General features: G+C 39.7%; 25 protein-coding genes and 1 riboswitch. Of the genes, 21 read left to right on the forward strand and 4 right to left on the reverse strand.

Annotated features, from left to right (window positions below):
- Positions 1–84: 84 nt before the first annotated feature.
- Positions 85–183, reverse strand: a riboswitch (TPP riboswitch).
- Between the two features lie 183 nt (positions 184–366).
- From B7703_RS01760 to manA, 8 genes are all read left to right on the forward strand, one after another.
- A complete protein-coding gene (locus B7703_RS01760) occupies positions 367–762 on the forward strand; it encodes a CopY/TcrY family copper transport repressor (RefSeq protein WP_001167197.1) in 396 nt (131 codons plus the stop codon).
- A 10-nt stretch (positions 763–772) separates the two neighbouring features.
- Positions 773–1,144: a cupredoxin domain-containing protein gene (locus B7703_RS01765; RefSeq protein ID WP_000935069.1), complete on the forward strand. Its 372-nt coding sequence runs from the start codon at positions 773–775 to the stop codon at positions 1,142–1,144.
- A gap of 9 nt (positions 1,145–1,153) precedes the next feature.
- A complete protein-coding gene (locus tag B7703_RS01770) occupies positions 1,154–3,397 on the forward strand; it encodes a heavy metal translocating P-type ATPase (protein WP_084923410.1) in 2,244 nt (747 codons plus the stop codon).
- A 322-nt stretch (positions 3,398–3,719) separates the two neighbouring features.
- The gene (gene spxB / locus B7703_RS01775; RefSeq protein WP_049535419.1) at positions 3,720–5,495 is read left to right on the forward strand and encodes a pyruvate oxidase; all 1,776 of its coding nucleotides are present in this window, start codon (positions 3,720–3,722) and stop codon (positions 5,493–5,495) included.
- Between the two features lie 254 nt (positions 5,496–5,749).
- A complete protein-coding gene (locus B7703_RS01780) occupies positions 5,750–6,097 on the forward strand; it encodes a VOC family protein (RefSeq protein ID WP_001052644.1) in 348 nt (115 codons plus the stop codon).
- A gap of 515 nt (positions 6,098–6,612) precedes the next feature.
- Positions 6,613–8,187: an ATP-binding cassette domain-containing protein gene (locus tag B7703_RS01785; RefSeq protein ID WP_045611954.1), complete on the forward strand. Its 1,575-nt coding sequence runs from the start codon at positions 6,613–6,615 to the stop codon at positions 8,185–8,187.
- Between the two features lie 251 nt (positions 8,188–8,438).
- Positions 8,439–8,699, forward strand: coding sequence for a SemiSWEET family transporter (locus B7703_RS01790; protein WP_001291476.1), 261 nt, complete (start codon positions 8,439–8,441; stop codon positions 8,697–8,699).
- 258 nt (positions 8,700–8,957) lie between these two features.
- Complete coding sequence (manA, locus tag B7703_RS01795) at positions 8,958–9,902, forward strand: mannose-6-phosphate isomerase, class I (protein WP_045611953.1); 945 nt, start codon at positions 8,958–8,960, stop codon at positions 9,900–9,902.
- 40 nt (positions 9,903–9,942) lie between these two features.
- Here the strand turns inward: manA and B7703_RS01800 are convergent, their stop codons facing one another.
- Entirely contained in the window at positions 9,943–11,283 is a 1,341-nt protein-coding gene (locus B7703_RS01800; RefSeq protein WP_045611951.1) for a sodium-dependent transporter, read from the reverse strand.
- A gap of 340 nt (positions 11,284–11,623) precedes the next feature.
- On the opposite strand from B7703_RS01800, the gene B7703_RS01805 reads away from it, so the two are divergent.
- Positions 11,624–12,364 (forward strand): MerR family transcriptional regulator, encoded by a 741-nt coding sequence (locus tag B7703_RS01805; RefSeq protein ID WP_045611950.1) that lies wholly within the window; start codon positions 11,624–11,626, stop codon positions 12,362–12,364.
- Positions 12,365–12,405: 41 nt separating this feature from the next.
- Here B7703_RS01805 and B7703_RS01810 read toward each other — a convergent pair whose 3' ends face one another.
- The 3 genes from B7703_RS01810 to B7703_RS01820 are packed head-to-tail and all read right to left on the reverse strand — an operon-like array spanning position 12,406 to position 15,051.
- Positions 12,406–12,927: a DUF1697 domain-containing protein gene (locus tag B7703_RS01810; protein ID WP_000400051.1), complete on the reverse strand. Its 522-nt coding sequence runs from the start codon at positions 12,925–12,927 to the stop codon at positions 12,406–12,408.
- A gap of 48 nt (positions 12,928–12,975) precedes the next feature.
- Positions 12,976–14,148, reverse strand: coding sequence for an aminoacetone oxidase (aao, locus tag B7703_RS01815; RefSeq protein ID WP_084923412.1), 1,173 nt, complete (start codon positions 14,146–14,148; stop codon positions 12,976–12,978).
- A 57-nt stretch (positions 14,149–14,205) separates the two neighbouring features.
- Entirely contained in the window at positions 14,206–15,051 is an 846-nt protein-coding gene (locus tag B7703_RS01820) for a DegV family protein (RefSeq protein WP_024057020.1), read from the reverse strand.
- 124 nt (positions 15,052–15,175) lie between these two features.
- Here B7703_RS01820 and B7703_RS01825 point away from each other — a divergent pair, with 124 nt between their 5' ends.
- The 12 genes from B7703_RS01825 (at position 15,176) to prfB (ending at position 24,990) form a co-directional block, all read left to right on the forward strand.
- Positions 15,176–15,733, forward strand: coding sequence for a TetR/AcrR family transcriptional regulator (locus B7703_RS01825; RefSeq protein ID WP_000004136.1), 558 nt, complete (start codon positions 15,176–15,178; stop codon positions 15,731–15,733).
- 18 nt (positions 15,734–15,751) lie between these two features.
- Positions 15,752–16,219, forward strand: coding sequence for a deoxycytidylate deaminase (locus tag B7703_RS01830; protein ID WP_023947240.1), 468 nt, complete (start codon positions 15,752–15,754; stop codon positions 16,217–16,219).
- Positions 16,220–16,308: 89 nt separating this feature from the next.
- A complete protein-coding gene (upp, locus tag B7703_RS01835; protein ID WP_000515974.1) occupies positions 16,309–16,938 on the forward strand; it encodes a uracil phosphoribosyltransferase in 630 nt (209 codons plus the stop codon).
- Between the two features lie 173 nt (positions 16,939–17,111).
- A complete protein-coding gene (gene clpP / locus B7703_RS01840; RefSeq protein WP_000613475.1) occupies positions 17,112–17,702 on the forward strand; it encodes an ATP-dependent Clp protease proteolytic subunit ClpP in 591 nt (196 codons plus the stop codon).
- 78 nt (positions 17,703–17,780) lie between these two features.
- Positions 17,781–18,056: a YlbG family protein gene (locus B7703_RS01850; protein ID WP_070842704.1), complete on the forward strand. Its 276-nt coding sequence runs from the start codon at positions 17,781–17,783 to the stop codon at positions 18,054–18,056.
- Positions 18,057–18,134: 78 nt separating this feature from the next.
- Positions 18,135–19,295 carry an ABC transporter substrate-binding protein gene (locus tag B7703_RS01855; RefSeq protein ID WP_000726116.1) on the forward strand — a complete coding sequence of 387 codons (1,161 nt, stop codon included), beginning with the start codon at positions 18,135–18,137 and terminating at the stop codon, positions 19,293–19,295.
- 116 nt (positions 19,296–19,411) lie between these two features.
- The gene (locus tag B7703_RS01860) at positions 19,412–20,281 is read left to right on the forward strand and encodes a branched-chain amino acid ABC transporter permease (protein ID WP_000941427.1); all 870 of its coding nucleotides are present in this window, start codon (positions 19,412–19,414) and stop codon (positions 20,279–20,281) included.
- A gap of 3 nt (positions 20,282–20,284) precedes the next feature.
- Positions 20,285–21,241, forward strand: coding sequence for a branched-chain amino acid ABC transporter permease (locus tag B7703_RS01865; protein ID WP_000662286.1), 957 nt, complete (start codon positions 20,285–20,287; stop codon positions 21,239–21,241).
- On the forward strand, positions 21,241–22,005 hold the full coding sequence (locus B7703_RS01870; RefSeq protein WP_001185997.1) for an ABC transporter ATP-binding protein: 765 nt from the start codon (positions 21,241–21,243) through the stop codon (positions 22,003–22,005). The genes B7703_RS01865 and B7703_RS01870 overlap by 1 nt, the downstream gene beginning before the upstream one ends.
- Entirely contained in the window at positions 22,005–22,715 is a 711-nt protein-coding gene (locus B7703_RS01875) for an ABC transporter ATP-binding protein (protein ID WP_000062200.1), read from the forward strand. The genes B7703_RS01870 and B7703_RS01875 overlap by 1 nt, the downstream gene beginning before the upstream one ends.
- Positions 22,716–23,129: 414 nt before the next feature.
- Positions 23,130–23,786 (forward strand): CBS domain-containing protein, encoded by a 657-nt coding sequence (locus tag B7703_RS01880; RefSeq protein WP_084886845.1) that lies wholly within the window; start codon positions 23,130–23,132, stop codon positions 23,784–23,786.
- Positions 23,787–23,894: 108 nt separating this feature from the next.
- Positions 23,895–24,990, forward strand: a protein-coding gene (gene prfB / locus B7703_RS01890; protein ID WP_140224011.1) for a peptide chain release factor 2 whose coding sequence is annotated in 2 segments (ribosomal slippage) — positions 23,895–23,966 and positions 23,968–24,990 — 1,095 coding nt in all. Because the reading frame shifts where the segments join, the coding sequence is not laid out codon by codon here.
- The last annotated feature ends 4 nt before the right edge of the window (positions 24,991–24,994 follow it).

Consider the following 24,994-nt stretch of genomic DNA (forward strand, 5'->3'; position numbering starts at 1 on the left):
CTAAAACCTCCCAACCAACTGAAGTTTGTATTCTTAAGAACAAGCAAGTCTGTTTTAGGAAGGAAATAGAAGACCAGATAGTCCTCATCATCATTTCCACTTCCATCAGCTAGCATTACCTAGATTGAGTCAAAGGGATCTAACAGTCGTTAATCTCAGCTTTACGCACCCCTAGTGGTTGTTTTCTTTTTTCTTCAGTATAGCATATTTTTATAGTTTATATAGTAAAATTTGACTGCAAATCTCTCGTTACATGATTAGAATTCTATATTTCGAAAAAATAATAAAAATTATAGTTGACAAATGTAGATTTCCGGAGTATACTAATAACTGTAATCGACAAATGTAGATTTAGGAGGTGTGATTATGCAGATTTCAGATGCAGAATGGCAGGTTATGAAGATTATTTGGATGCAAGGAGAGCAGACCAGTACGGATTTGATCAGGGTTCTGGCGGAGCGGTTCGACTGGTCCAAGTCGACCATTCAAACTCTTTTGGCTCGATTGGTAGAGAAAGAGTGTCTGACAAGGAAAAAAGAAGGCAAGTTCTTTGTCTATTCAGCCCTTTTAACTCTGGATCAAAGTCGAGACTTGCTTGTCCAAGATATCAAAGACAAGGTTTGTTCTCGTAGGATTAAGAACTTGTTGGCTGATTTGATTGCTGAATGTGATTTTACTCAGGCTGACTTGGAAGACTTAGAAGCTGTGATTTCTGAGAAGAAATCAAGCGCTGTAACAGAAGTAAAATGTAATTGTATGTAAAGGAGACGTCATGTTAAATAGTATTGTAACCATTATTTGTATTGCCCTTATCGCGTTTATCTTGATTTGGTTTTTCAAAAAGCCTGAAAAATCTGGACAAAAGGCCCAGCAAAAAAAGGGCTACCAAGAGATTCGAGTGGAAGTCAAAGGGGGATATACGCCTGAGTTGATTATTCTTAAGAAATCAGTGCCAGCCCGTATCGTCTTTGACCGTAAGGACCCTTCACCCTGCCTAGATCAGATTGTTTTCCCAGATTTTGGAGTGCATGCGGACTTGCCTATGGGCGAAGAGTATGTAGTGGAAATCACGCCTGAGCAGGCTGGAGAGTATGGTTTCTCTTGTGGCATGAATATGATGCACGGTAAGATGATTGTAGAATAGGAGAATGATATGACTGAAATTATAAAAGCAAATCTTGAAAATGGTGTTCAAAAAATCCGTATCACGGCAGACAAAGGCTACCATCCAGCCCACATTCAACTGCAAAAAGGAGTTCCTGCTGAGATCACCTTTCACCGTGTGACACCTTCAAACTGTTATAAGGAAATTCTGTTTGAAGAAGAAGGCATCTTAGAACCAATCGGCGTAGACGAAGAGAAAGTCATTCGTTTTACACCTCAAGAATTAGGTCAACATGAATTTTCTTGTGGTATGAAGATGCAAAAGGGAAGTTATACCGTAGTTGAGAAGACTCGAAAATCTCTATCACTTTTACAGCGTTTTTGGATTACTAGTATCTTTACTGTGCCTCTTGTAATCCTCATGATTGGAATGTCGACAGGAGGAATTAGTCACCAAGTCATGCGTTGGGGCACCTTTTTAGCCACAACACCGATTATGCTAGTAGCAGGTGGTCCTTATATCCAAAGTGCTTGGGCTAGTTTTAAAAAGCACAATGCCAACATGGATACCTTGGTTGCTCTGGGAACCCTAGTGGCCTATCTCTATAGCCTAGTTGCCCTCTTTACTGGACTTCCTGTTTACTTTGAAAGTGCTGGTTTTATCCTCTTCTTCGTTCTTTTGGGAGCAGTTTTTGAGGAAAAAATGCGAAAAAATACTTCCCAAGCTGTGGAGAAATTACTTGACTTGCAGGCTAAAACTGCAGAAGTCTTGCGTGATGATAGCTATGTTCAAGTCCCCTTGGAGCAAGTCAAGGCAGGTGACCTGATTCGAGTGCGTCCCGGTGAAAAGATTGCGGTTGATGGGGTCGTAGTAGAAGGTATCTCTAGTATTGATGAGTCTATGGTGACAGGTGAGAGTCTGCCTGTGGACAAGACAGTTGGAGATACTGTCATTGGCTCCACCATCAATAATAGTGGAACACTTGTTTTTAGGGCAGAAAAAGTTGGTTCAGAGACAGTTTTGGCTCAGATTGTGGACTTTGTGAAGAAAGCCCAGACCAGCCGAGCACCAATTCAGGATTTGACGGATAAGATTTCAGGGATTTTTGTACCAGCGGTTGTCATTTTAGGGATTGTGACCTTTTGGGTATGGTTTGTCTTGTTCAGGGATAGTGTAGTCGTGCTTGGAGCGAGCTTTGTCTCTTCTCTTCTCTATGGGGTGGCTGTTTTGATTATCGCTTGTCCTTGTGCACTAGGACTTGCAACACCAACGGCCCTTATGGTGGGGACAGGTCGCAGTGCCAAGATGGGGGTTCTCCTCAAAAATGGAACGGTTCTACAGGAAATCCAAAAAGTTCAAACTATTGTCTTTGATAAGACTGGGACTTTGACTGAAGGGAAACCTGTGGTCACAGATATCATCGGCGACGAAGTAGAAGTGCTTGGATTGGCAGCTTCCTTGGAAGAAGCTTCTCAACACCCACTGGCTGAAGCCGTTGTGAAACGAGCGAGTGAAGCTGGACTTGAGCTTCAAACTGTTGAAAATTTCCAAGCCTTGCACGGAAAAGGTGTCTCAGGGCAAATCAATGGAAAACAAGTTCTGCTTGGAAATGCTAAAATGCTGGATGGCATGAACATTTCTAGCATTTATCAAGAAAAACTAGAACAACTAGAAAAAGAAGCTAAGACAGTTGTGTTCTTGGCTGTTGACAATGAAATTAAAGGCTTGATTGCTCTGCAAGATATTCCTAAGGAAAATGCTAAGCTTGCCATCAGTCAGTTGAAAAAACGAGGTCTTAAAACAGTCATGCTGACAGGAGACAATGCTGGTGTGGCGCGTGCTATTGCAGATCAAATCGGAATCGAAGAGGTCATTGCAGGTGTCTTGCCAGAAGAAAAAGCTCATGAAATCCATAAACTACAAGCGGCTGGCAAAGTAGCCTTTGTTGGGGATGGTATCAATGACGCTCCTGCCCTTAGTGTAGCAGATGTGGGGATTGCTATGGGAGCTGGAACGGATATCGCTATCGAGTCAGCAGATTTAGTGTTGACAACCAATAACCTCCTAGGCGTGGTTCGTGCATTTGACATGAGTAAGAAAACCTTTAATCGAATTCTGCTCAATCTTTTCTGGGCCTTTATCTACAATGTCGCCGGAATTCCGATTGCAGCAGGAGTCTTTTCTGGTGTTGGACTGGCCCTCAATCCAGAACTAGCTGGTCTAGCCATGGCCTTTAGTTCTGTATCTGTTCTGACTAGTTCACTCTTACTAAACTTTAGTAAAATAGATTAAAAGCGGGCTTGCTCGCTTTTTATACTCTTCAAAAATCTCTTCAAACCACGTCAGCTTTATCTGCAACCTCAAAGCTGTGTTTTGAGCAACCTGCGGCTAGCTTTCTAGTTTGTTCTTTGATTTTCATTGAGTATTATAAAACAGAAACTAAAAACGTTTTCAAACTGTACTGTAATAGAGAATAAAAACTTCTGAGCAGATTCTTAGTAAAGTCAAAATAAATGTGATAAATTAGTATTGTAAAAATTTACTGAAACGTTTTCAAAAACTATATGAAACCTTTTTTAGTAGATTTAAAAATATTTGAAGGAGAGTTATCATTATGACTCAAGGGAAAATTACTGCATCTGCAGCAATGCTTAATGTATTGAAAACATGGGGCGTAGACACAATCTACGGTATCCCATCAGGAACACTCAGCTCATTGATGGACGCTTTGGCTGAAGACAAAGATATCCGCTTCTTGCAAGTTCGCCACGAAGAAACAGGTGCTCTTGCAGCGGTTATGCAAGCTAAATTCGGCGGCTCAATCGGGGTTGCAGTTGGTTCAGGTGGTCCAGGTGCGACTCACTTGATTAACGGTGTTTACGATGCAGCTATGGATAACACTCCATTCCTAGCAATCCTTGGATCACGTCCAGTTAACGAATTGAACATGGATGCTTTCCAAGAATTGAACCAAAACCCAATGTACAATGGTATCGCTGTATACAACAAACGTGTAGCTTACGCTGAGCAATTGCCAAAAGTAATTGACGAAGCTTGCCGTGCTGCAGTTTCTAAAAAAGGTCCAGCTGTTGTTGAAATCCCAGTAAACTTCGGTTTCCAAGAAATCGACGAAAACTCTTACTATGGATCTGGTTCATACGAACGTTCATTTATCGCTCCTGCTTTGAACGAAGTTGAAATCGACAAAGCTGTTGAAATCTTGAACAATGCTGAACGTCCAGTTATCTATGCTGGTTACGGTGGTGTTAAAGCTGGTGAAGTGATTACTGAATTGTCACGTAAAATCAAAGCACCAATCATTACAACTGGTAAAAACTTTGAAGCTTTCGAATGGAACTATGAAGGTTTGACAGGTTCTGCTTACCGTGTTGGTTGGAAACCAGCCAACGAAGTGGTCTTTGAAGCAGACACAGTTCTTTTCCTTGGTTCAAACTTCCCATTTGCTGAAGTTTACGAAGCATTCAAGAACACTGAAAAATTTATCCAAGTGGATATCGACCCTTACAAACTTGGTAAACGTCATGCCCTAGACGCTTCAATCCTTGGTGACGCAGGTCAAGCAGCTAAAGCTATCCTTGACAAAGTAAACCCAGTTGAATCAACTCCATGGTGGCGTGCAAACGTTAAGAATAACCAAAACTGGCGTGATTACATGAACAAACTCGAAGGTAAAACTGAGGGTGAATTGCAATTGTATCAAGTTTACAATGCAATCAACAAACATGCTGATCAAGACGCTATCTACTCAATCGACGTAGGTGACACTACTCAAACATCTACTCGTCACCTTCACATGACACCTAAGAACATGTGGCGTACATCTCCACTCTTTGCGACAATGGGTATTGCCCTTCCTGGTGGTATCGCTGCTAAGAAAGACAATCCAGATCGCCAAGTATGGAACATCATGGGTGACGGTGCATTCAACATGTGCTACCCAGACGTTATCACAAACGTTCAATACGACCTTCCAGTTATCAACGTTGTCTTCTCAAATGGTAAATATGCCTTCATCAAGGACAAATACGAAGACACAAACAAACACTTGTTTGGTTGTGACTTCCCTAATGCTGACTATGCGAAAATCGCTGAAGCGCAAGGAGCTGTTGGATTTACAGTTGACCGTATCGAAGATATCGATGCAGTTGTTGCAGAAGCTGTTAAATTGAACAAAGAAGGTAAAACTGTTGTTATCGATGCTCGCATCACTCCACACCGTCCACTTCCAGTAGAAGTACTTGAATTGGATCCAAAACTTCACTCAGAAGAAGCAATCAAAGCCTTCAAGGAAAAATACGAAGCAGAAGAACTCGTACCATTCCGTCTCTTCTTGGAAGAAGAAGGGTTGCAATCACGCGCAATTAAATAATTTCTCTCGTGGAAAATCAAAGATAAATTTATAGACTTCTTTATTAGGTTGCTGCCGACGATTCCATCATTGAAACTTTAATTTTCAATGATGGAATCTAGTGCGGAGCCTAGAAAAAGTCCCAAAGGATTTTTCGTAGTTTGATGAGCAAAGAATTGCCATCAAACTTGGTTCCGCCTTGTTTATTCTTTGATTTTCATAGAGAGAAACTTGAAAAGATCGGAGCAATCCGGTCTTTTTCTGGAGGATAGTAAATGAATTTAAATCAATTAGATATTATCGTTTCAGATGTTCCCCAAGTCTGTGCTGACTTGGAGCGTATTTTGGATAAAAAATCCGATTATGTTGATGACAGTTTTGCTCAATTTACGATTGGCAGTCACTGTCTGATGTTGTCCCAAAATCATTTGATTCCTTTGGAAGATTTTCAGTCAGGAATCATTCTTCATATCGAGGTTGAGGATGTAGACCAGAATTACCAACGGTTGAAAGAACTTGGTATCCAGGTTTTAAACGGACCAACTGTAACCGATTGGGGAACAGAGTCCTTATTAGTTAAAGGGCCTGCTGGTCTAGTGATTGATTTTTATCGTATGAAATAAGTGGACGTTAACCTTAGCTATTTTTAAAACAGAAATTAAGAGTATGAATATTGAAAGATCGGAGCAATCCGGTCTTTTTAACATAAAGCAATTGCACATAAACAATTGACAGCGTTTTTCTAAAATCTTATAATAAAAATATAACAGTACAAAAATAAGATGCATATGAAAGGATGATTTCTATCTGTTAGAGAAGATTGTAAAATATGTCTCTTTGTTTTGATTTGTAAATTAGGCTTTTGTCCAATGGCCAAGCATATTACGGAATTAAGCTCTTCTTTGATTTGTAAGAATATGCAAGAGAAAATTCTTAAAAATCTAGCACTTTATGCTATTTCTGGATGCTATTAAGATATTTTAGATGTGGACTAGAGAAGGGTAAGCAAAAATATCTATCAAGAAAAACAAAAAGGTTGTAAAAAAACCTGAAGTTGTAAGCAATAATTGTAATATTTGTTAAGTTTATATAAAAATGGATAGGGTGGCTAGTCTCTCTATCTTTCTAGGAGGGCATTATGAATAAAATATTTCACTATCTGGATAAGAAAACGAAGTTTTATACAATCATTGGTGCACTGGCAAATGGAGGTTTGGCTCTTGCTCAACCCTTAGTCGTATCACAAGCCTTGTCCTTAAATCAAGGAGAACTGACTTATTCTAAAATCATACAGTTTGCTGTTTTTGGCTTTACAGTATACTTCGTCTTGTATAGCTTAATGCTCTTTTGTAATCATACACATAATGTTTTTAGACGTGAAATTCAAATGAATATGAGGGCAGATTTATTTGACAAGCTGATGATAAATAAAGATTTTAACGAAGATGAAAAAATCACCATGCTCACACAAGATATGGAGTATTTTGGGGATAATTACTTAGAAAAATACGTTAATATCATTTGCTGGAGCTTTGTAGCATTACTAACAGCGATTTATATTATTTCGCAAAATTTGTTACTAGGTAGTATTTTTGTCTTTTTCACTATTTTACGTCCTATTCCTCAGTTCTTGATGAATAAAAGACTCAAACATACTGGTGATGACATGGCTCAAGGCAGAGTAGAAGTGCATAATCAAGTATCTGATAGTATCCGAGGAGCATATACTCTACTCATGAACCAAGCAATTTCTGAAAATCAGAACAGATTTTGGAAGATTAATAGACATTATCAACTAGCCATTCAAAAATTTTGCTTTACCCATAATATAATTTTCTTTTGCAACGGTTTCATGGTCTTTTTAAGCCAAGTTTTACCACTTGTTTTAGGTTTTTACTTTGCTATGGCTGGGCAGAAAGTGTCAGTGGCAAGTCTTGTTGCTATGTATATCGCAGCAGGTCAGCTAGTGAGCCCTATTCAGACTATTATGTATGATGCTGTAGATATACAAGGGGCAAAAACGACAGCAGATAAGATTTTTGGAGTATTAGAAATTGGAGATGTAAAACAGATAGATAAAAAAGATGCGCAAGAATTGCATGCTCTGCACATTAAAAATTTAAGTAAATCCTATGGTGACAGACAACTTTTTACTCATCTAAATTTGGATGTTCAAGTAGGTCAGAAAGTTTTAATCAAAGGACCGAGTGGTTGTGGTAAGTCAACCTTGTTTCGACTCATTACTGGAGAAGAAATAGCAGATGAGGGAGAAATTATCGGTGTGACAACTGTTAATGAATGTACATCAAGTTTTGTATCCAGTATAGGAATTATTAGCCAACACCCATTTCTCTTTAACGATACAGTGCGTTATAATTTAACATTAGGACAAGAATTTTCTGAGGAAGAGTTGCTTGCTGTTTTGAAACAAGTCAAACTAGATTTTGAATTGACGGGTGGGATGGATTTTATTATCAAAAATAACGGGGAGAATATTTCTGGGGGACAAAGAGTAAGGATTGAATTGGCACGTTTTCTTCTTCGTAAAAAAAATCTGTTATTGGCTGATGAAGTGACCGCAGCCCTAGACAAAGAAAACGCCTTCATGGTACATGAACTACTATTTTCTCTTCCTGTAATGATGTTAGAAATTGCCCATCATATTGATGATGAAAGTAGATATCAACAAGTTGTAGATTTAGGAAAATATTGATTCTGGCTTAAAAGTCAGTTTTATCAGAAAATAAAGTAAATATTTCAGCAAAAAAACACCCAGTATCAAGATTTTTCAATACATAATAATATGCGTTTTTCTGATTATATATACTTTTCCTAACTTCACTCTGCTTTCTAATCACAAGATTGTAATAGTTTACATTTTTATAACAAAACTCTCAAACTCTTGCTTATTTTTGCATCATATTATAAAATAAAAAGCATAAAAGAATAAAAGAGGTTTTGAAAATGTCCGAAAAACAAATGAAAGTTTTGGGTTGGGTAGCGACCTTCATGTCTGTTATGATGTATGTGTCTTACTTCCCACAAATTATGAACAATCTGGCTGGTCAAAAAGGAAATTTCATCCAGCCCTTGGTTGCTGCCATCAACTGTAGTCTCTGGGTTTACTACGGTCTTTTCAAGAAAGAAAGAGATATTCCCCTTGCTGCTGCCAATGCTCCAGGTATTGTTTTTGGCCTTGTGACGGCTATTACAGCTTTGATTTAAAAAGAAGACTGGTTTCAGTTTTGTTCGTTTATGAAAATAGATGCTTCATTAAAGTAATTTTTGAATGAGAGTTGAGGGAAAAAGTCCAGTGACAGCTGGCTTTACGAGAGTCTTTTATGTTCGTCTCTATCAAAGAAAAAAGTATATCGTTACTATTTTTATAAAATCTTCTCCCTACTTTATAAGATGTGAAAAAGAGTTCAACTGGAACTCTTTTTTTGCTATAATGAGGGGAGAAAAATCAGACAGGAGAATATGATGTCAGAACCATTATTTTTACAATCAGTTATGCAAGAAAAAATTTGGGGTGGAACCAAGCTACGTGATGAGTTTGGCTACGACATCCCAAGTGAAAAAATCGGAGAATATTGGGCCATCTCAGCCCATCCAAATGGCGTTTCAAAGGTGGCCAATGGTCGTTTTGAGGGAACAGACCTTGCTACTTTGTATGCGGAACATCGTGAATTGTTTGGCAACCGTCCAGAGCCTGTATTTCCGCTTTTGACTAAGATTCTGGATGCTAACGACTGGCTCAGCGTTCAAGTTCACCCAGACGATGCTTATGGACTGGAGCATGAAGGCGAACTCGGAAAAACAGAATGCTGGTACATCATCGCTGCGGATGAAGGTTCAGAGATTATTTACGGTCACAATGCCAAGTCAAAAGAAGAACTCCGTCAGCAAATTGAAGATAAAAACTGGGATGCCTTGTTGACAAAAGTACCAGTTAAAGCTGGAGATTTCTTCTATGTGCCAAGTGGCACCATGCATGCTATCGGTGCGGGCATCTTGATTCTTGAAACCCAACAATCTAGCGATACCACCTATCGCGTCTATGACTTTGACCGTAAGGATGATAATGGTAACTTGCGTGAACTTCACCTTGAAAAATCTATTGATGTATTAAACATTGGTGAGCCTGCAAATAGCCGCCCTGTAACTGTTAAAGCAGATGATTTGCGTTCCACTCTCCTTGTATCCAATGATTTCTTTGCAGTTTACAAGTGGGAAATTACTGGAAAAGTTGACTTCGAAAAGACAGCTGACTACAGCTTGTTCAGTGTCTTAGCTGGTCAAGGTCAACTGACTGTTGACGGAAAAAACTATCCAATCCAAAAAGGTAGCCACTTTATCCTACCAAGTGATGTTGAAGCTTGGACCCTAGAAGGACAAGATTTGGAATTGATTGTTAGCCATCCATAAAAAAGAAAGGGCCTGAGTTCATTACTCAAGTCCTTTTTAATTACATAAATTGGGCGATAAAGACCACGATGATGATGATTGGAATGATGAAACGAAGAAGGAAGAGCCAGACTTGGAACAGTCCCTGTTTCCATGCTCTTTCATCGAGATGGAGTTCCTCCATGGCAAGAGCTTTTTTAAAGATATAGCCTGTAAAAAGTGAAAGGCAGAGAGCTCCAAATGGCATGAGGAGATTGGAAACCAAGAAGTCCATAGCGTCAAAGAAGGTCTTCCCAAAGATGTGAACATCCGCCATGACACCGTAAGATAGGGCTGAAGGAATTCCAAAGACAAAGGTCAAAATTCCTAAAATGGCACTCCACATGGCACGCTTGCTGTTGTCCTGATTGGTGATATTGCCTACATTGATTTCCAGCATAACGACGGAAGAAGTGACTGTCGCAAAGAGGAAGAGCAAGAGGAAGAGGATGTAGAAAATGGTTCCAAAAGGCATCTTGTCAAAGAGTTGAGGCAAGACGATAAAGAGCAGGCTCGGTCCTCCTTCAGATTGGATATTGAAGGCTGACATGGCTGGGAAAATGGCTAGACCCGCCATGATGGATACCGAGATGTTCATGGCTACAATAGAAATTCCTGACTGGACCAGATTGGTTTTCTTATCCAAGTAAGAAGCATAGGTCAGCATGGCTGTAACCCCTAGTGAGAGGGCAAAGAAAGATTGTCCCAGAGCATAGAGGAGACCAGCACTTGTCAGCTTAGAGAAGTCTGGTTTTAGGAAGTAAAGAACCCCTTCCATGGCATTTGGCAAACTGAGAGAACGACCGATGATGACGACAAAGATGATAAAGAGCAGGGGCATCATGACTTTCGAAGCTCTTTCAATCCCTTTTTGAACCCCACGTGATACAATGAAGATATTCAATAGGATAAAGGCTGCTTGAGCTCCTAGGGCAATGGCTGGATTTGAAATGATTGAAGTAAATAACTGAGCATAATCCCCCGTTCCACCAATTTGGAACAATTTTCCAAACTCAATGCCTAGATAGACTAAAATCCAGCCGCCAATAACACTGTAAAACGATAAAAGGATAAAAAGGGCAAAGGCACCAATCCAACCGATAAAGTTGTACTTACTATTCTTGCCTAGTTTTCCAAAGGTTTTGATTGCTGAGACACCAGCACTTCGGCCGAGGGCGAATTCAGCAAGCAAGAGAGGGAAACCGATTAAAATAGTGGAAACGAGAAAGACCAGTAAAAAGCCTCCTCCACCGTTAGCAGCAGTCATGTAGGGGAATTTCCAAACGGCACCAAGTCCGATGGCTGAACCAGCAGATGCTAGGATAAAGCCCAGTTTAGAACCCCATTGAGATTTTTCAGACATAGTTAAACTCCTAAAATTAGTATTACAAAAGAAAAAGCTACTGCCCTTGGCAAATAGCCTCATAAGTACTCAAAATGAGCGTTTCTTTTGATTGATAGACTTGACTATCCTATCATGTTTTCTAAGGTCTGTCAAGAAAACCATTTTCATGTTATGATAAAGTAAAAAATTTCGCAAAAACGCTTGACTCTGACCTGAGGGGAGGGGTTATACTATCAATGTAATACTCTTCGAAAATCAAATTCAAACCACGTCAGCGTCGCCTTACCGTACTCAAGTACAGCCTGCGGCTAGCTTCCTAGTTTGCTCTTTGATTTTCATTGAGTATAAGGAGGAAATAATGTACCATATAAAAGAAGCTGCGCAGCTTTCGGGCGTCTCTGTCAAGACCCTACACCACTACGATAAGATAGGACTTTTGGTTCCTTTAAAGTCGGAAAACGGCTATCGAACCTACAGTCAGGAGGATTTGGAACGCCTTCAGGTTATTCTTTATTACAAATATCTAGGTTTTTCTTTAGAAAAAATAGCAGAGCTATTAAAGGAAGAAAGGGAAGATTTATTGCCTCATTTGACCAGGCAGTTGGACTATTTGACTCGAGAAAGGGAACATCTGGATACCTTGATTTCAACCTTGCAAAAAACCATTCAAGAACAAAAAGGAGAAAGAGAAATGAGCATTCAAGAGAAATTTGCTGGATTTAACTACCAAGACCATCAAAAATACCACCAAGAGGCGGTAGAGAAATATGGACAAGAAGTGATGGACCAAGCGCTCGAGCGCCAAAAAGGTCACGAAGACGAAGCTACGGCTGCCTTCAATCAAGTATTTCGATCCTTGTCACAAAATCTTCAAGCTGGACTGCCTGTAACAGCAACAGAAAACCAAGAAGAAGCTGCTAAACTCTTGCAAGCCATCCGTACTTATGGATTCGACTGCTCTATTGAAGTATTCGGTCATATCGGTAAAGGCTACGTCTATAACCCAGAGTTTAAGGAAAACATTGACAAATTTGGAATTGGAACAGCCCAGTACACATCAGATGTGATTGCCCACTATGTCCAAACTCAGACAAAATAAAATCGGAGGAGTATTCTTCCGATTTTTACTAAATTCAAGCACTACTTGCTTAATAATTTTTCTACTACATTTAGTTTTCGCATTGTCAAATCTACATTAAAAAGCTTTTCAAGATAGTTGGTATGGAGTTTCTTTTGTTTTGCAGTTCTAGGGAGATAGAGGTAAAGACAATGGTTACCGATACAAATTTCTTCTTCACCATAATCAATTTTCAATTTTTCTAAAGGGAGACTTTGAATAGATTCTTGATAAAAAATCACGTGTATACGGTCATAAAGATAGTGTTCTCCAAACGGGTTTTCTTGGACAATTTTTTTAAAATCACTTTTGTTCTTGATTACCATTTTTAAGTCAGCACCAATATTTTCATTTATTAGAGTATGGACACGTTCTCGTATTTTTTCTAAATCTAAGTCACTTTCAAGAATGATATTCCCACTTTGAATATAGGTTCGAACTTGTTGAAAACCAGCTTCTGTCAAGATATCTACTAGATAAGACATTTTAGGGATAGCATTTTTTCCATTAGGAGTAACTCCCCTTAACAAGATAATATGTTCCAAAGTAGTTCCTTTCTTTTGGGGCTGATTTAGCCATTGAATAATTTAGATTTAGATTGGGTTTGATCCCGCCACCCAGCCAGTACAGAGGGCAGAAGTGATGTTAAAGCCACCTGTGTGGGCGTTGATATCCAGTACCTCACCAGCAAAGTGGAGGCCAGGGACCAGCTTACTTTCTAGAGTTTTAGGATTGATTTCCTTAAGACTGACACCACCCTTGGTAACAAAGGATTTAGCTAAGGACATTTTACCAGTCACAGGGATTTTTAGTCCCTTGATGGACTGGAGAAGTTGTTCTCGTTCCTTTTCAGTCAGTTGTTTGACTTTGTCAGGATAGCCTTGCACAAAAAATTCTGCCAAACGCTCAGGTAATAAAGATTTTAAAGCGTTTTTCAAGGATTTTCCCCGATTTTCTTCTAAAAATACAACCAAGTCCTCCTCAGAAAGATGAGGTAAGACATCGAGAGAGAGAAGCTCACCACCTTTGACAAAGCTAGACATACGTAGGGCAGCAGGGCCTGACAAACCAAAGTGGGTAAAGAGCAAATCGTGAGTGATGACATGCTTACCATAGCTTAGGGTCACATCGTCCAGCGAAATCCCCTGCAAGGCCTTGTGTGGAAAATCTGTCAACAAAGGACTTTCAGCTGCCTCAAGCTCAGTAATGGTGTGTTTAAAATGACGGGCAATCTCATGACCAAAACCAGTCGAACCAGTAGAAGGATAAGATTTACCACCAGTTGTGACAATGAGTTTCTCACAAGTGAAGCTTTGGTCTGCGGACTTAAGGACAAACTGTTCACCGATTTTTTTAACCGAAACAATTTCTGTTTGAGTAGCAACTTGACCACCTAGCTCAGTGATTTTCTTTTCCAAAGCCTCGATTATGGTTCGCGATTTGTCACTAGCAGGAAAGACGCGGCCGTGGTCTTCGACCTTAAGCTTAACACCATTTTCTGTAAAAAAGTTAATGATATCATGGTTATCAAACTGGGAGAAGACACTGTAGAGAAAGCGCCCATTTCCAGGGATGCCAGCGAGTAGATCGTCTAGAGTTCCGTTATTGGTGACATTGCAACGACCACCGCCAGTTCCAGCTAATTTTTTTCCAAGTTTCCGATTTTTTTCGATGAGGAGGGTTTTCTGTCCATAAAAGCTACTGGAAATCGTAGCCATCATACCAGCAGGACCTCCACCAATGACGATAGTATCAAAATGTTTCATAGCTCTATTGTACCACAAAAAAACAAGAGATGAAGTCACCTCTTGTCAAGAATGCAATTAATCAATTTCATACCCCATCAGCAAACCACCATCTTCTGCATAAAAACTGCAGAGACCAGATGTTGGGAGAATTTTAATATCCGCCTGTGGGAAGGTTTCACGTATTCGGTCTGAAAGCTGTTGGCAACATTTCTCGTTATTACGTTGGGCCATGACAATACGGCCACCAGCATATCCAGCTTTAATGATTTCATCATAGGCAGCTTGAACTGATTTCTTTGGTCCTCGTGCTTTTTGTAGCAATTCGAGAGTTCCAGTTTCACTAGCTTCTCCGACCATACGGATATTGAGAAGGCCAACGACCGTACCGATAAGCTTGCTCAAACGGCCGTTCTTCACCAAGTTATCGACTTTAGCTAGGACAAAAAGTAACTTGGTTTTTTCTTGATAGGCGGTGATAGCTTCAACCACTTCTTCAAAAGATAAGCCCTGGTCGATCAAGTCATTCACTTTTTCTACGAGCAAGTCAACTTCCCCACCAGCAGACAAACTATCAATTATATGAATTTTAGTATCAGGATGTTCTTCCAGATAAATATTTTTTGCTAGTTGAGCACTATTGTGGCTTCCAGAAAGAGTACCAGTGATGGTTACTAGGAAAATGTTTTTGGCTCCTTCAAATGCTCGCAAATAATCATCTGGGCTTGGACAAGCTGATTTTGAAGCTTCTGCAGTTGCATACATGGTTTCCATCATTTGGTCAATGTCAAGACTGGCATCATCAACAAAGACCTGATCAGCTACTTGAATGGTTAAGGGCACACTTACAAAGGTCGTGTCAATAGCTGGTCTTGCCAGCTGACGATAATCACAACCAGAGTCAGCAATAATCTTCCAAGTCATAGAAATTCTCCATCTTTGTCAGTTATACATTGACAAAGGTTCTGTCTTTTTTTACAATTATATCATGAAAGCCCTTGAAACAAAAGCCTCATCCGTCTGTTGTGACAAGTAGAAAGAAAATGTTATGTCTGAACGTAGAATCTCTGAAAAGTCTCTTGAAAATCTCAGAAAATCAAACCAAGAATCCAATTTATTAACTAGAGAAGCCATCGAAACAGCCCTCTTGCAACTCTTGGAAAAAAAGGACCTGACCAAGATTAGTATTTCTGAATTGGTCAAACGTGCAGGCGTTTCTCGTGCGGCCTTTTATCGCAATTATGATTCCAAAGAGGAGATTTTAGAAAGCGTATTTAAACGAACTGTCCACAATATTATGGAACAGTTGCATCATTATGATTTAAAGACAGACCTTTATCTGGTCTGGGTTCACCTTTTCCGAGAAGCAAGAAAGGAAGCCAGAGTGATTCAACTTGCCTTAGATTACCATCTGGAAAAAATCTTTGTCCAAGCCATGCAGGAGTTTCTGGAAAAATACCATGGAAAATCAAAAGGTGTCAGCTCTTATCTTCATTCCTTCTGGAGTTCAGCCATCGTCTCAGTCCTTTTAAAATGGATCAAGGATGGCATGAAGGTACCTGCTGAAAAGATTGCAGATTTACGGTTACCATTTTTTAAAAAATAGAGAAAAAGGAGAAGAGATATGACTGAAGAAAGACTAGCATGGGATGAGTATTTTGCAGCCCAAGCTCTACTAATTGCCAATCGTTCCACTTGTAAACGTGCCAAAGTGGGCGCAATTCTGGTAAAGGATAATAAGGTTATTTCAACTGGTTACAATGGTTCAGTGTCAGGAACCGAGCATTGTATTGACCACGAATGTCTGGTCATTGAAGGCCACTGTGTTCGCACCCTTCACGCTGAGGTCAATGCTATCCTTCAAGGTGCAGAACGTGGTGTTCCTAAAGGCTTTACAGCCTATGTAACCCATTTTCCTTGTCTGAATTGTACCAAACAATTGCTTCAGGTCGGTTGTAAGCGTGTGGTTTATATCAACCAGTACCGAATGGACGACTACGCCCAATACCTTTATCAAGAAAAGGGAACAGAATTGACTCATTTACCACTTGAGACAGTACAGACAGCTCTTAAAGAGGCTGATTTAATGTGAAAAATTATCAAAAATAAATGGTTTAGAAAGATTTTTAAACCGTTTTTTGGTATAATAAGAAGAATAAATTGAAAGAAGGAATTCCAAAAATGGGAAAAATTGAAGTTATTAATCATCCACTGATTCAACACAAATTGTCAATCTTGCGTCGTACAGATACTTCTACAAAAGCTTTTCGTGAGCTAGTAGATGAGATTGCAATGTTGATGGGGTATGAAGTACTTCGTGATCTTCCACTAGAAGATGTAGAAATCGAAACACCAATCACAAAAACAGTTCAAAAACAATTGGCAGGTAAGAAATTGGCTATCGTTCCAATCTTGCGTGCAGGTATCGGGATGGTGGATGGACTTTTGAGCTTGGTTCCAGCTGCTAAAGTTGGCCACATTGGTATGTACCGTGATGAAGAAACGCTTCAACCAGTTGAGTACTTGGTGAAATTACCTGAAGATATTGACCAACGTCAAATTTTTGTGGTAGACCCAATGTTGGCAACAGGTGGATCAGCAATCTTGGCTGTTGACTCTCTTAAAAAACGTGGTGCATCAAATATCAAATTTGTCTGCCTTGTATCTGCTCCAGAAGGTGTTAAAGCCCTTCAAGAAGCTCATCCAGATGTAGAAATCTTTACAGCAGCCTTGGATGAACGCTTGAACGAACACGGTTATATCGTTCCAGGTCTTGGAGATGCTGGAGACCGCTTGTTCGGTACGAAATAAGATCGAAAAGAAGAATGACTTGGAAAAGAAGCTCCAGTCACGAAAGGAGGTTGAATTTTTGTTTCTGTCTGATGAAAACAGAGCAAAAATTTGACCTTTTTTGACCAAGATATTATAATAGTCTTATCTTCAGTCATTTGACCAACAAAATTAAAGCTCAAAAGGAGAAATAAATGATTCCTGTAGTTATTGAACAAACAAGCCGTGGAGAACGTTCTTACGATATTTACTCACGTCTTCTCAAAGACCGCATCATTATGCTGACAGGCCCAGTTGAAGACAATATGGCTAACTCTGTTATTGCCCAATTGCTTTTCTTAGATGCCCAAGATAGTACAAAAGATATTTACCTTTATGTCAATACACCTGGTGGTTCCGTTTCAGCTGGTTTGGCAATCGTTGATACCATGAACTTTATCAAGGCCGATGTCCAAACCATTGTTATGGGAATGGCAGCATCTATGGGGACGGTCATTGCATCAAGTGGAGCAAAAGGCAAACGTTTCATGCTTCCAAATGCAGAGTATATGATCCACCAACCAATGGGTGGTACAGGTGGAGGTACTCAGCAAACCGATATGGCGATCGCTGCAGAACACTTGCTTAAAACTCGTAATACTTTGGAAAAAATCTTGGCTGAAAATTCAGGTCAGTCAATCGAAAAAGTCCATGCAGATGCAGAACGAGATAACTGGATGAGCGCCCAGGAAACACTTGAATATGGCTTTATTGATGAAATCATGGCCAACAATTCATTGAATTAATGGTGATAGAAGGCAAACTCGACTGGGTTTGCTTTTTTTGGTATAATAGGGAGAGATTTCTTAGAAAGAGGATTTATCATGTTTGAAAAAGTCAATCGATCTGGCTTGATTATCTATCTTTACTATAATCGTGATGCCAAAAAACTGCAGGATTATGGAGATATTACCTATCATTCCAAGAAACATCGTTACTTACAGCTTTATGTTCCAACTCAAGAAGTGGAGCAATTGGTCGGGCGCTTGAGCAAGGAAAAATTTATAAAAAAAGTCAGAGTTTGTCATATCCAAGAGCTGGAAACACCCTTTGTGGGCAATCTTTATCGAGAGGAAAACGTTATCATTGAAAAAGTTTAAGAAAAGTATTGACAATTTTCTGATAATTCGGTATATTCTTAACATGCTATTTATTTAAGAAATAAGGAGACAAAAAAGATGAAGAAAAAATTTGCCCTATCGTTTGTGGCGCTTGCAAGTGTAGCACTTCTTGCAGCCTGTGGAGAAGTGAAGTCTGGAGCGTCAAACGCTGCTGGTAACTCAGTAGATGAAAAGACAATCAAAATCGGATTTAACTTCGAGGAAACTGGTGCCGTAGCAGCCTACGGAACATCTGAACAAAAAGGTGCCCAACTTGCCGTTGATGAAATCAATGCCGCAGGTGGTATCGATGGAAAACAAATCGAAGTAGTTGATAAAGATAACAAGTCTGAAACAGCTGAGGCGGCTTCAGTAACAACTAATCTTGTAACCCAATCTAAAGTATCAGCAATCGTAGGACCTGCGACATCTGGTGCAACTGCAGCTGCGGTAGCGAACGCTACAAAAGCAGGTGTTCCGTTGATCTCACCAAGTGCGACGCAAGATGGATTGACTAAAGGTCAAGATTACCTCTTTATCGGAACTTTCCAAGATAGCTTCCAAGGAAAAATTATCTCAAACTATGTTTCTGAAAAATTGCAAGCTAAGAAAGTTGTTCTTTACACTGACAATGCTAGTGACTATGCTAAAGGTATTGCCAAAGCCTTCCGTGAGGCTTACAAGGGTGAAATCGTTGCAGATGAAACTTTCGTAGCAGGTGACACAGACTTCCAAGCAGCCCTTACAAAAATGAAAGGGAAAGACTTTGATGCTATCATCGTTCCTGGTTACTACACTGAAGCTGGTAAAATTGTAAACCAAGCGCGTGGTATGGGAATTGACAAACCAATCGTTGGTGGTGATGGATTTAACGGTGAAGAGTTTGTACAACAAGCAACTGCTGAAAAAGCATCAAATATCTACTTTATCTCAGGCTTCTCAACTACTGTAGAAGTTTCAGCTAAAGCAAAAGCTTTCCTTGATGCTTACCGTGCTAAGTACAACGAAGAGCCTTCAACATTTGCAGCCTTGGCTTATGACTCAGTTCACCTTGTAGCAAATGCAGCAAAAGGTGCTAAAAACTCTGGTGAAATTAAGGATAACCTTGCTAAAACAAAAGACTTTGAAGGTGTAACTGGTCAAACAAGCTTCGATGCAGACCACAACACAGTCAAAACTGCTTACATGATGACCATGAACAATGGTAAGGTTGAAGCAGCAGAAGTTGTAAAACCATAATAGAAAAATGTTGAAATAGGGAATGAGCCTCGGACTCACTCCCTGTTTCGATGTTTAAGAACCTATCAAAAAGTGAGGGAAAACCCTCAAAATTATAAATAGAAAGAGTGAATCTTATGCTCCAACAACTAGTAAATGGTTTGATTCTAGGTAGCGTATACGCGCTGTTAGCCCTAGGATATACCATGGTTTACGGAATTATCAAGCTCATCAATTTCGCCCACGGTGATATTTATATGATGGGAGCCTTTATCGGTTATTTCTTGATTAATTCTTTCCAAATGAATTTCTTTGTAGCTCTTATTGTAGCTATGTTAGCGACAGCTATTCTTGGTGTCGTGATTGAGTTCCTTGCTTACAGACCTTTGCGCCACTCTACGCGTATTGCTGTTTTGATTACGGCTATTGGGGTTTCTTTCCTATTGGAGTATGGCATGGTCTATCTGGTTGGTGCCAATACCCGTGCCTTCCCTCAAGCGATTCAAACAGTTCGCTATGATTTGGGACCAGTTAGCCTAACAAATGTGCAGTTAATGATTTTGGCCATTTCCTTGATTTTGATGATTTTGTTACAAGTCATTGTCCAAAAAACAAAGATGGGGAAAGCCATGCGTGCTGTATCTGTAGATAGCGATGCAGCGCAATTGATGGGGATCAATGTAAATCGTACTATCAGCTTTACCTTCGCTTTGGGTTCAGCTCTTGCGGGTGCGGCTGGTGTTCTGATTGCCCTCTATTATAACTCTCTTGAACCTTTGATGGGTGTTACTCCAGGTCTTAAGTCTTTCGTTGCCGCAGTACTTGGTGGTATCGGGATTATTCCTGGTGCGGCTCTTGGTGGCTTTGTGATTGGTCTATTGGAAACCTTTGCGACAGCCTTTGGAATGTCAGACTTCCGTGATGCCATTGTTTATGGAATCTTGTTGTTGATCTTGATTGTCCGCCCAGCTGGTATCCTTGGTAAAAATGTGAAAGAGAAGGTGTAAACGATGAAAGAAAATTTAAAAGTTAATATTCTATGGTTACTCCTTTTGTTAGCTGGCTATGGCTTGATTAGTGTACTGGTTTCAGTCGGAGTACTCAATCTATTCTATGTACAGATTTTACAACAAATAGGAATTAATATTATTCTGGCTGTTGGTCTCAACTTAATCGTTGGTTTTTCAGGACAATTTTCACTTGGGCATGCTGGTTTCATGGCGATTGGTGCCTATGCAGCAGCTATTATTGGTTCTAAATCACCAACCTACGGTGCCTTCTTTGGAGCCATGCTGATAGGTGCTTTGCTTTCAGGAGCAGTTGCCTTGCTTGTCGGAATTCCAACCTTACGCTTGAAGGGGGACTATCTTGCGGTAGCGACTCTTGGTGTTTCTGAAATTATCCGTATCTTTATCATCAATGGTGGAAGCCTTACAAATGGTGCAGCAGGTATCTTGGGAATTCCTAACTTTACAACTTGGCAAATGGTTTACTTCTTTGTCGTGATCACAACCATTGCAACCTTAAACTTCTTGCGTAGTCCAATTGGTCGTTCAACCCTCTCCGTTCGTGAGGATGAAATTGCTGCTGAGTCAGTTGGGGTTAATACGACTAAAATTAAAATTATCGCTTTTGTCTTTGGTGCTATTACTGCAAGTATTGCAGGGTCACTTCAGGCAGGATTTATCGGGTCTGTTGTACCGAAAGATTATACTTTCATCAACTCAATCAACGTTTTGATTATTGTTGTATTTGGTGGACTTGGTTCCATTACAGGTGCCATCGTTTCAGCTATTGTTTTGGGAATTTTGAATATGCTTCTCCAAGATGTTGCTAGTGTGCGTATGATTATTTACGCTTTGGCCTTGGTATTGGTAATGATTTTCAGACCAGGTGGACTCCTTGGAACATGGGAATTGAGCCTATCACGTTTCTTTAAAAAATCTAAGAAGGAGGAACAAAACTAATGGCATTACTTGAAGTAAAACAGTTAACCAAACATTTTGGCGGTCTAACAGCTGTTGGAGATGTGACTCTTGAATTGAACGAAGGGGAACTGGTTGGACTAATCGGTCCAAATGGAGCTGGGAAAACCACTCTTTTCAACCTTTTGACCGGTGTTTATGAACCAAGTGAGGGAACAGTAACCTTAGATGGTCACCTTTTGAATGGAAAGTCACCTTATAAGATTGCTTCTTTGGGACTTGGACGTACATTCCAAAATATCCGTCTCTTTAAAGATTTAACAGTTTTGGATAATGTTTTGATTGCTTTTGGCAACCATCACAAACAACATGTTTTTGCTAGTTTCTTACGTTTACCAGCTTTTTACAAGAGTGAAAAAGAATTAAAGGCTAAAGCCTTGGAATTGCTGAAAATCTTTGATTTAGATGGTGATGCAGAAACTCTTGCTAAAAATCTTGCCTACGGACAACAACGTCGTTTAGAAATTGTTCGTGCCCTTGCTACGGAACCTAAAATTCTCTTCTTAGATGAACCAGCAGCAGGTATGAACCCACAGGAAACAGCTGAATTGACTGAGTTAATTCGTCGTATCAAAGATGAATTTAAGATTACGATCATGCTGATTGAACACGATATGAATTTGGTTATGGAAGTAACAGAACGTATCTACGTACTTGAATATGGCCGTTTGATTGCACAAGGAACTCCTGACGAAATTAAGACCAATAAACGCGTTATCGAAGCTTATCTAGGAGGTGAAGCCTAATGTCTATGTTAAAAGTTGATAATCTTTCTGTGCATTACGGCATGATCCAAGCAGTCCGTGATGTAAGCTTTGAAGTGAATGAAGGAGAAGTTGTTTCCCTTATCGGTGCCAATGGTGCAGGTAAGACAACCATTCTCCGTACCTTGTCTGGTTTGGTTAGACCAAGTTCTGGAAAGATTGAATTTTTAGGTCAAGAAATCCAAAAAATGCCAGCTCAAAAAATCGTGGCAGGTGGTCTTTCACAAGTACCAGAAGGACGCCACGTCTTTCCTGGCTTGACTGTTATGGAAAATCTTGAAATGGGAGCTTTCTTAAAGAAAAATCGTGAAGAAAATCAAGCTAACTTGAAGAAGGTTTTCTCACGCTTTCCTCGTCTTGAAGAACGGAAGAACCAAGATGCAGCCACTCTTTCAGGGGGGGAACAACAAATGCTTGCCATGGGACGTGCTCTTATGTCAACACCAAAACTTCTTCTTTTAGATGAACCATCAATGGGACTTGCCCCAATCTTTATTCAAGAGATCTTTGATATCATTCAAGATATCCAGAAGCAAGGAACAACCGTCCTCTTGATTGAGCAAAATGCCAATAAGGCACTCGCAATCTCTGACCGAGGTTATGTACTGGAAACAGGAAAAATCGTTCTATCAGGAACAGGAAAAGAACTCGCTTCATCAGAAGAAGTCAGAAAAGCATATCTAGGTGGCTAAAAAGGTCCGGGGGACCTTTTTAGTCGGCGGATGAAGATTGCGAAGCAATTATCAAATCCAGTGGATTGTTTTAGTCGGTGGATGAAGATTACGAAGTAATCATCATTAATAGTCCGGGGGACCTTTTTAGTCGGCAGATGGAGATTGCGAAGCAATCATCATTATAGTCCAGGGGACATTTTTAGTTGACAGATATAGATTGTAAAGCAGTCTTTATCTACATTAAAAGGTTGATTTCTAATAATTGAAAAAATCGAATGAAAGATATCTTACTTTCATTCACAGAGCTCGATTTTAGAGCTCTTTTTACTAGCTTATTCATACTTTTCTGAATTTTGAAAAAGAAATGTAAGCGTTTGATAGATTTACAAAAAGATTGTATAATAGGGATAAGAATAGAAAAGGAGAAGTCTCATGGCAGTTAAAGATTTTATGACCCGCAAGGTAGTGTATATTAGTCCAGATACAACAGTATCTCATGCAGCAGATTTGATGAGAGAGCAAGGATTACACCGCTTGCCTGTTATCGAAAATGATCAATTGGTTGGTTTGGTTACTGAGGGAACCATTGCCCAAGCTAGTCCATCCAAGGCAACAAGTCTTTCTATCTATGAGATGAATTATCTTCTAAATAAGACAAAAGTAAAAGATGTCATGATTCGCGATGTTGTCACTGTTTCAGGCTATGCGAGTCTAGAGGATGCAACTTATCTGATGTTGAAAAATAAGATTGGTATTCTTCCTGTAGTAGATAACCATCAAGTCTATGGGGTTATTACGGACCGTGACGTTTTCCAAGCCTTTCTTGAAATTGCTGGTTATGGTGAGGAAGGAATTCGTGTGCGCTTTGTTACGGAAAACGAAGTTGGCGTTCTTGGTAAGATTGTTTCTCTAATCGTTGAAGAAAATTTAAATATCTCCCATACAGTCAATATTCCGCGTAAAGATGGTAAGGTGATTATCGAAGTTCAAATTGATGGTTCAGTTGATTTGATAGCATTAAAGCAAAAATTTGAAGCTGAAAATATTCAAGTGGAAGAGATTAGTCGTACTTCTGCGAAAGTTTTATAAGAAGGGAAGCCGAAAGGCTTCTTTTTATGTTTAATAAGGGATTAGAGCAAAAGATGGAAAGAAATGATAAAATATGCTATAATTAAATGATGTAAAAAAGGAGTATTTATGGACATTTCAGAAATTCGTCAGAAAATTGACGCAAATCGTGAAAAATTAGCTTCTTTCAGGGGGTCTCTTTGACCTCGAAGGTCTAGAGGAAGAGATTGCCATCTTGGAAAACAAGATGACAGAACCTGATTTTTGGAACGATAATATCGCGGCCCAAAAAACGTCGCAAGAATTAAATGAATTAAAAAACACATACAACACCTTCCACAAAATGGAAGAGTTGCAGGATGAAGTCGAAATTTTATTAGACTTTTTAGCTGAAGATGAGTCGGTTCATGAAGAATTGGTAACGCAGTTATCCGAACTTGATAAGATGATGACCAGTTACGAGATGACCTTGCTCTTGTCAGAACCTTATGACCATAATAATGCGATTTTGGAAATCCATCCAGGATCCGGTGGTACTGAGGCTCAGGACTGGGGTGATATGTTGCTTCGTATGTATACTCGCTATGGAAATGCTAAAGGTTTTAAAGTGGAAGTATTAGATTACCAAGCAGGAGATGAAGCTGGTATCAAGTCAGTAACCTTATCATTTGAAGGACCTAATGCCTATGGTCTTCTCAAATCAGAAATGGGTGTTCACCGCTTGGTGCGAATTTCACCATTTGACTCTGCTAAACGTCGCCATACCTCTTTCACATCTGTAGAAGTAATGCCAGAATTGGATGATACCATTGAAGTGGAAATCCGTGAAGATGATATCAAGATGGATACCTTTCGTTCAGGTGGAGCTGGTGGACAAAACGTCAATAAAGTTTCAACAGGTGTGCGTTTAACACATATTCCTACTGGGACTGTTGTCCAGTCAACGGTCGATCGTACCCAGTATGGAAATAGAGATCGTGCCATGAAGATGTTGCAGGCTAAGCTCTATCAAATGGAGCAAGAAAAGAAAGCTGCGGAAGTTGATTCCCTCAAGGGTGAGAAAAAGGAAATCACATGGGGAAGTCAAATTCGTTCTTATGTTTTCACGCCATATACTATGGTAAAAGACCATCGAACTAACTTTGAAGTTGCACAAGTAGATAAGGTTATGGATGGAGACCTAGATGGTTTTATTGATGCCTATCTCAAGTGGAGAATCAGCTAAGATA

The sequence above is a fragment of the Streptococcus mitis genome (assembly GCF_002096735.1).
GTDB classification, from domain to species: Bacteria; Bacillota; Bacilli; order Lactobacillales; family Streptococcaceae; genus Streptococcus; species Streptococcus mitis_CZ.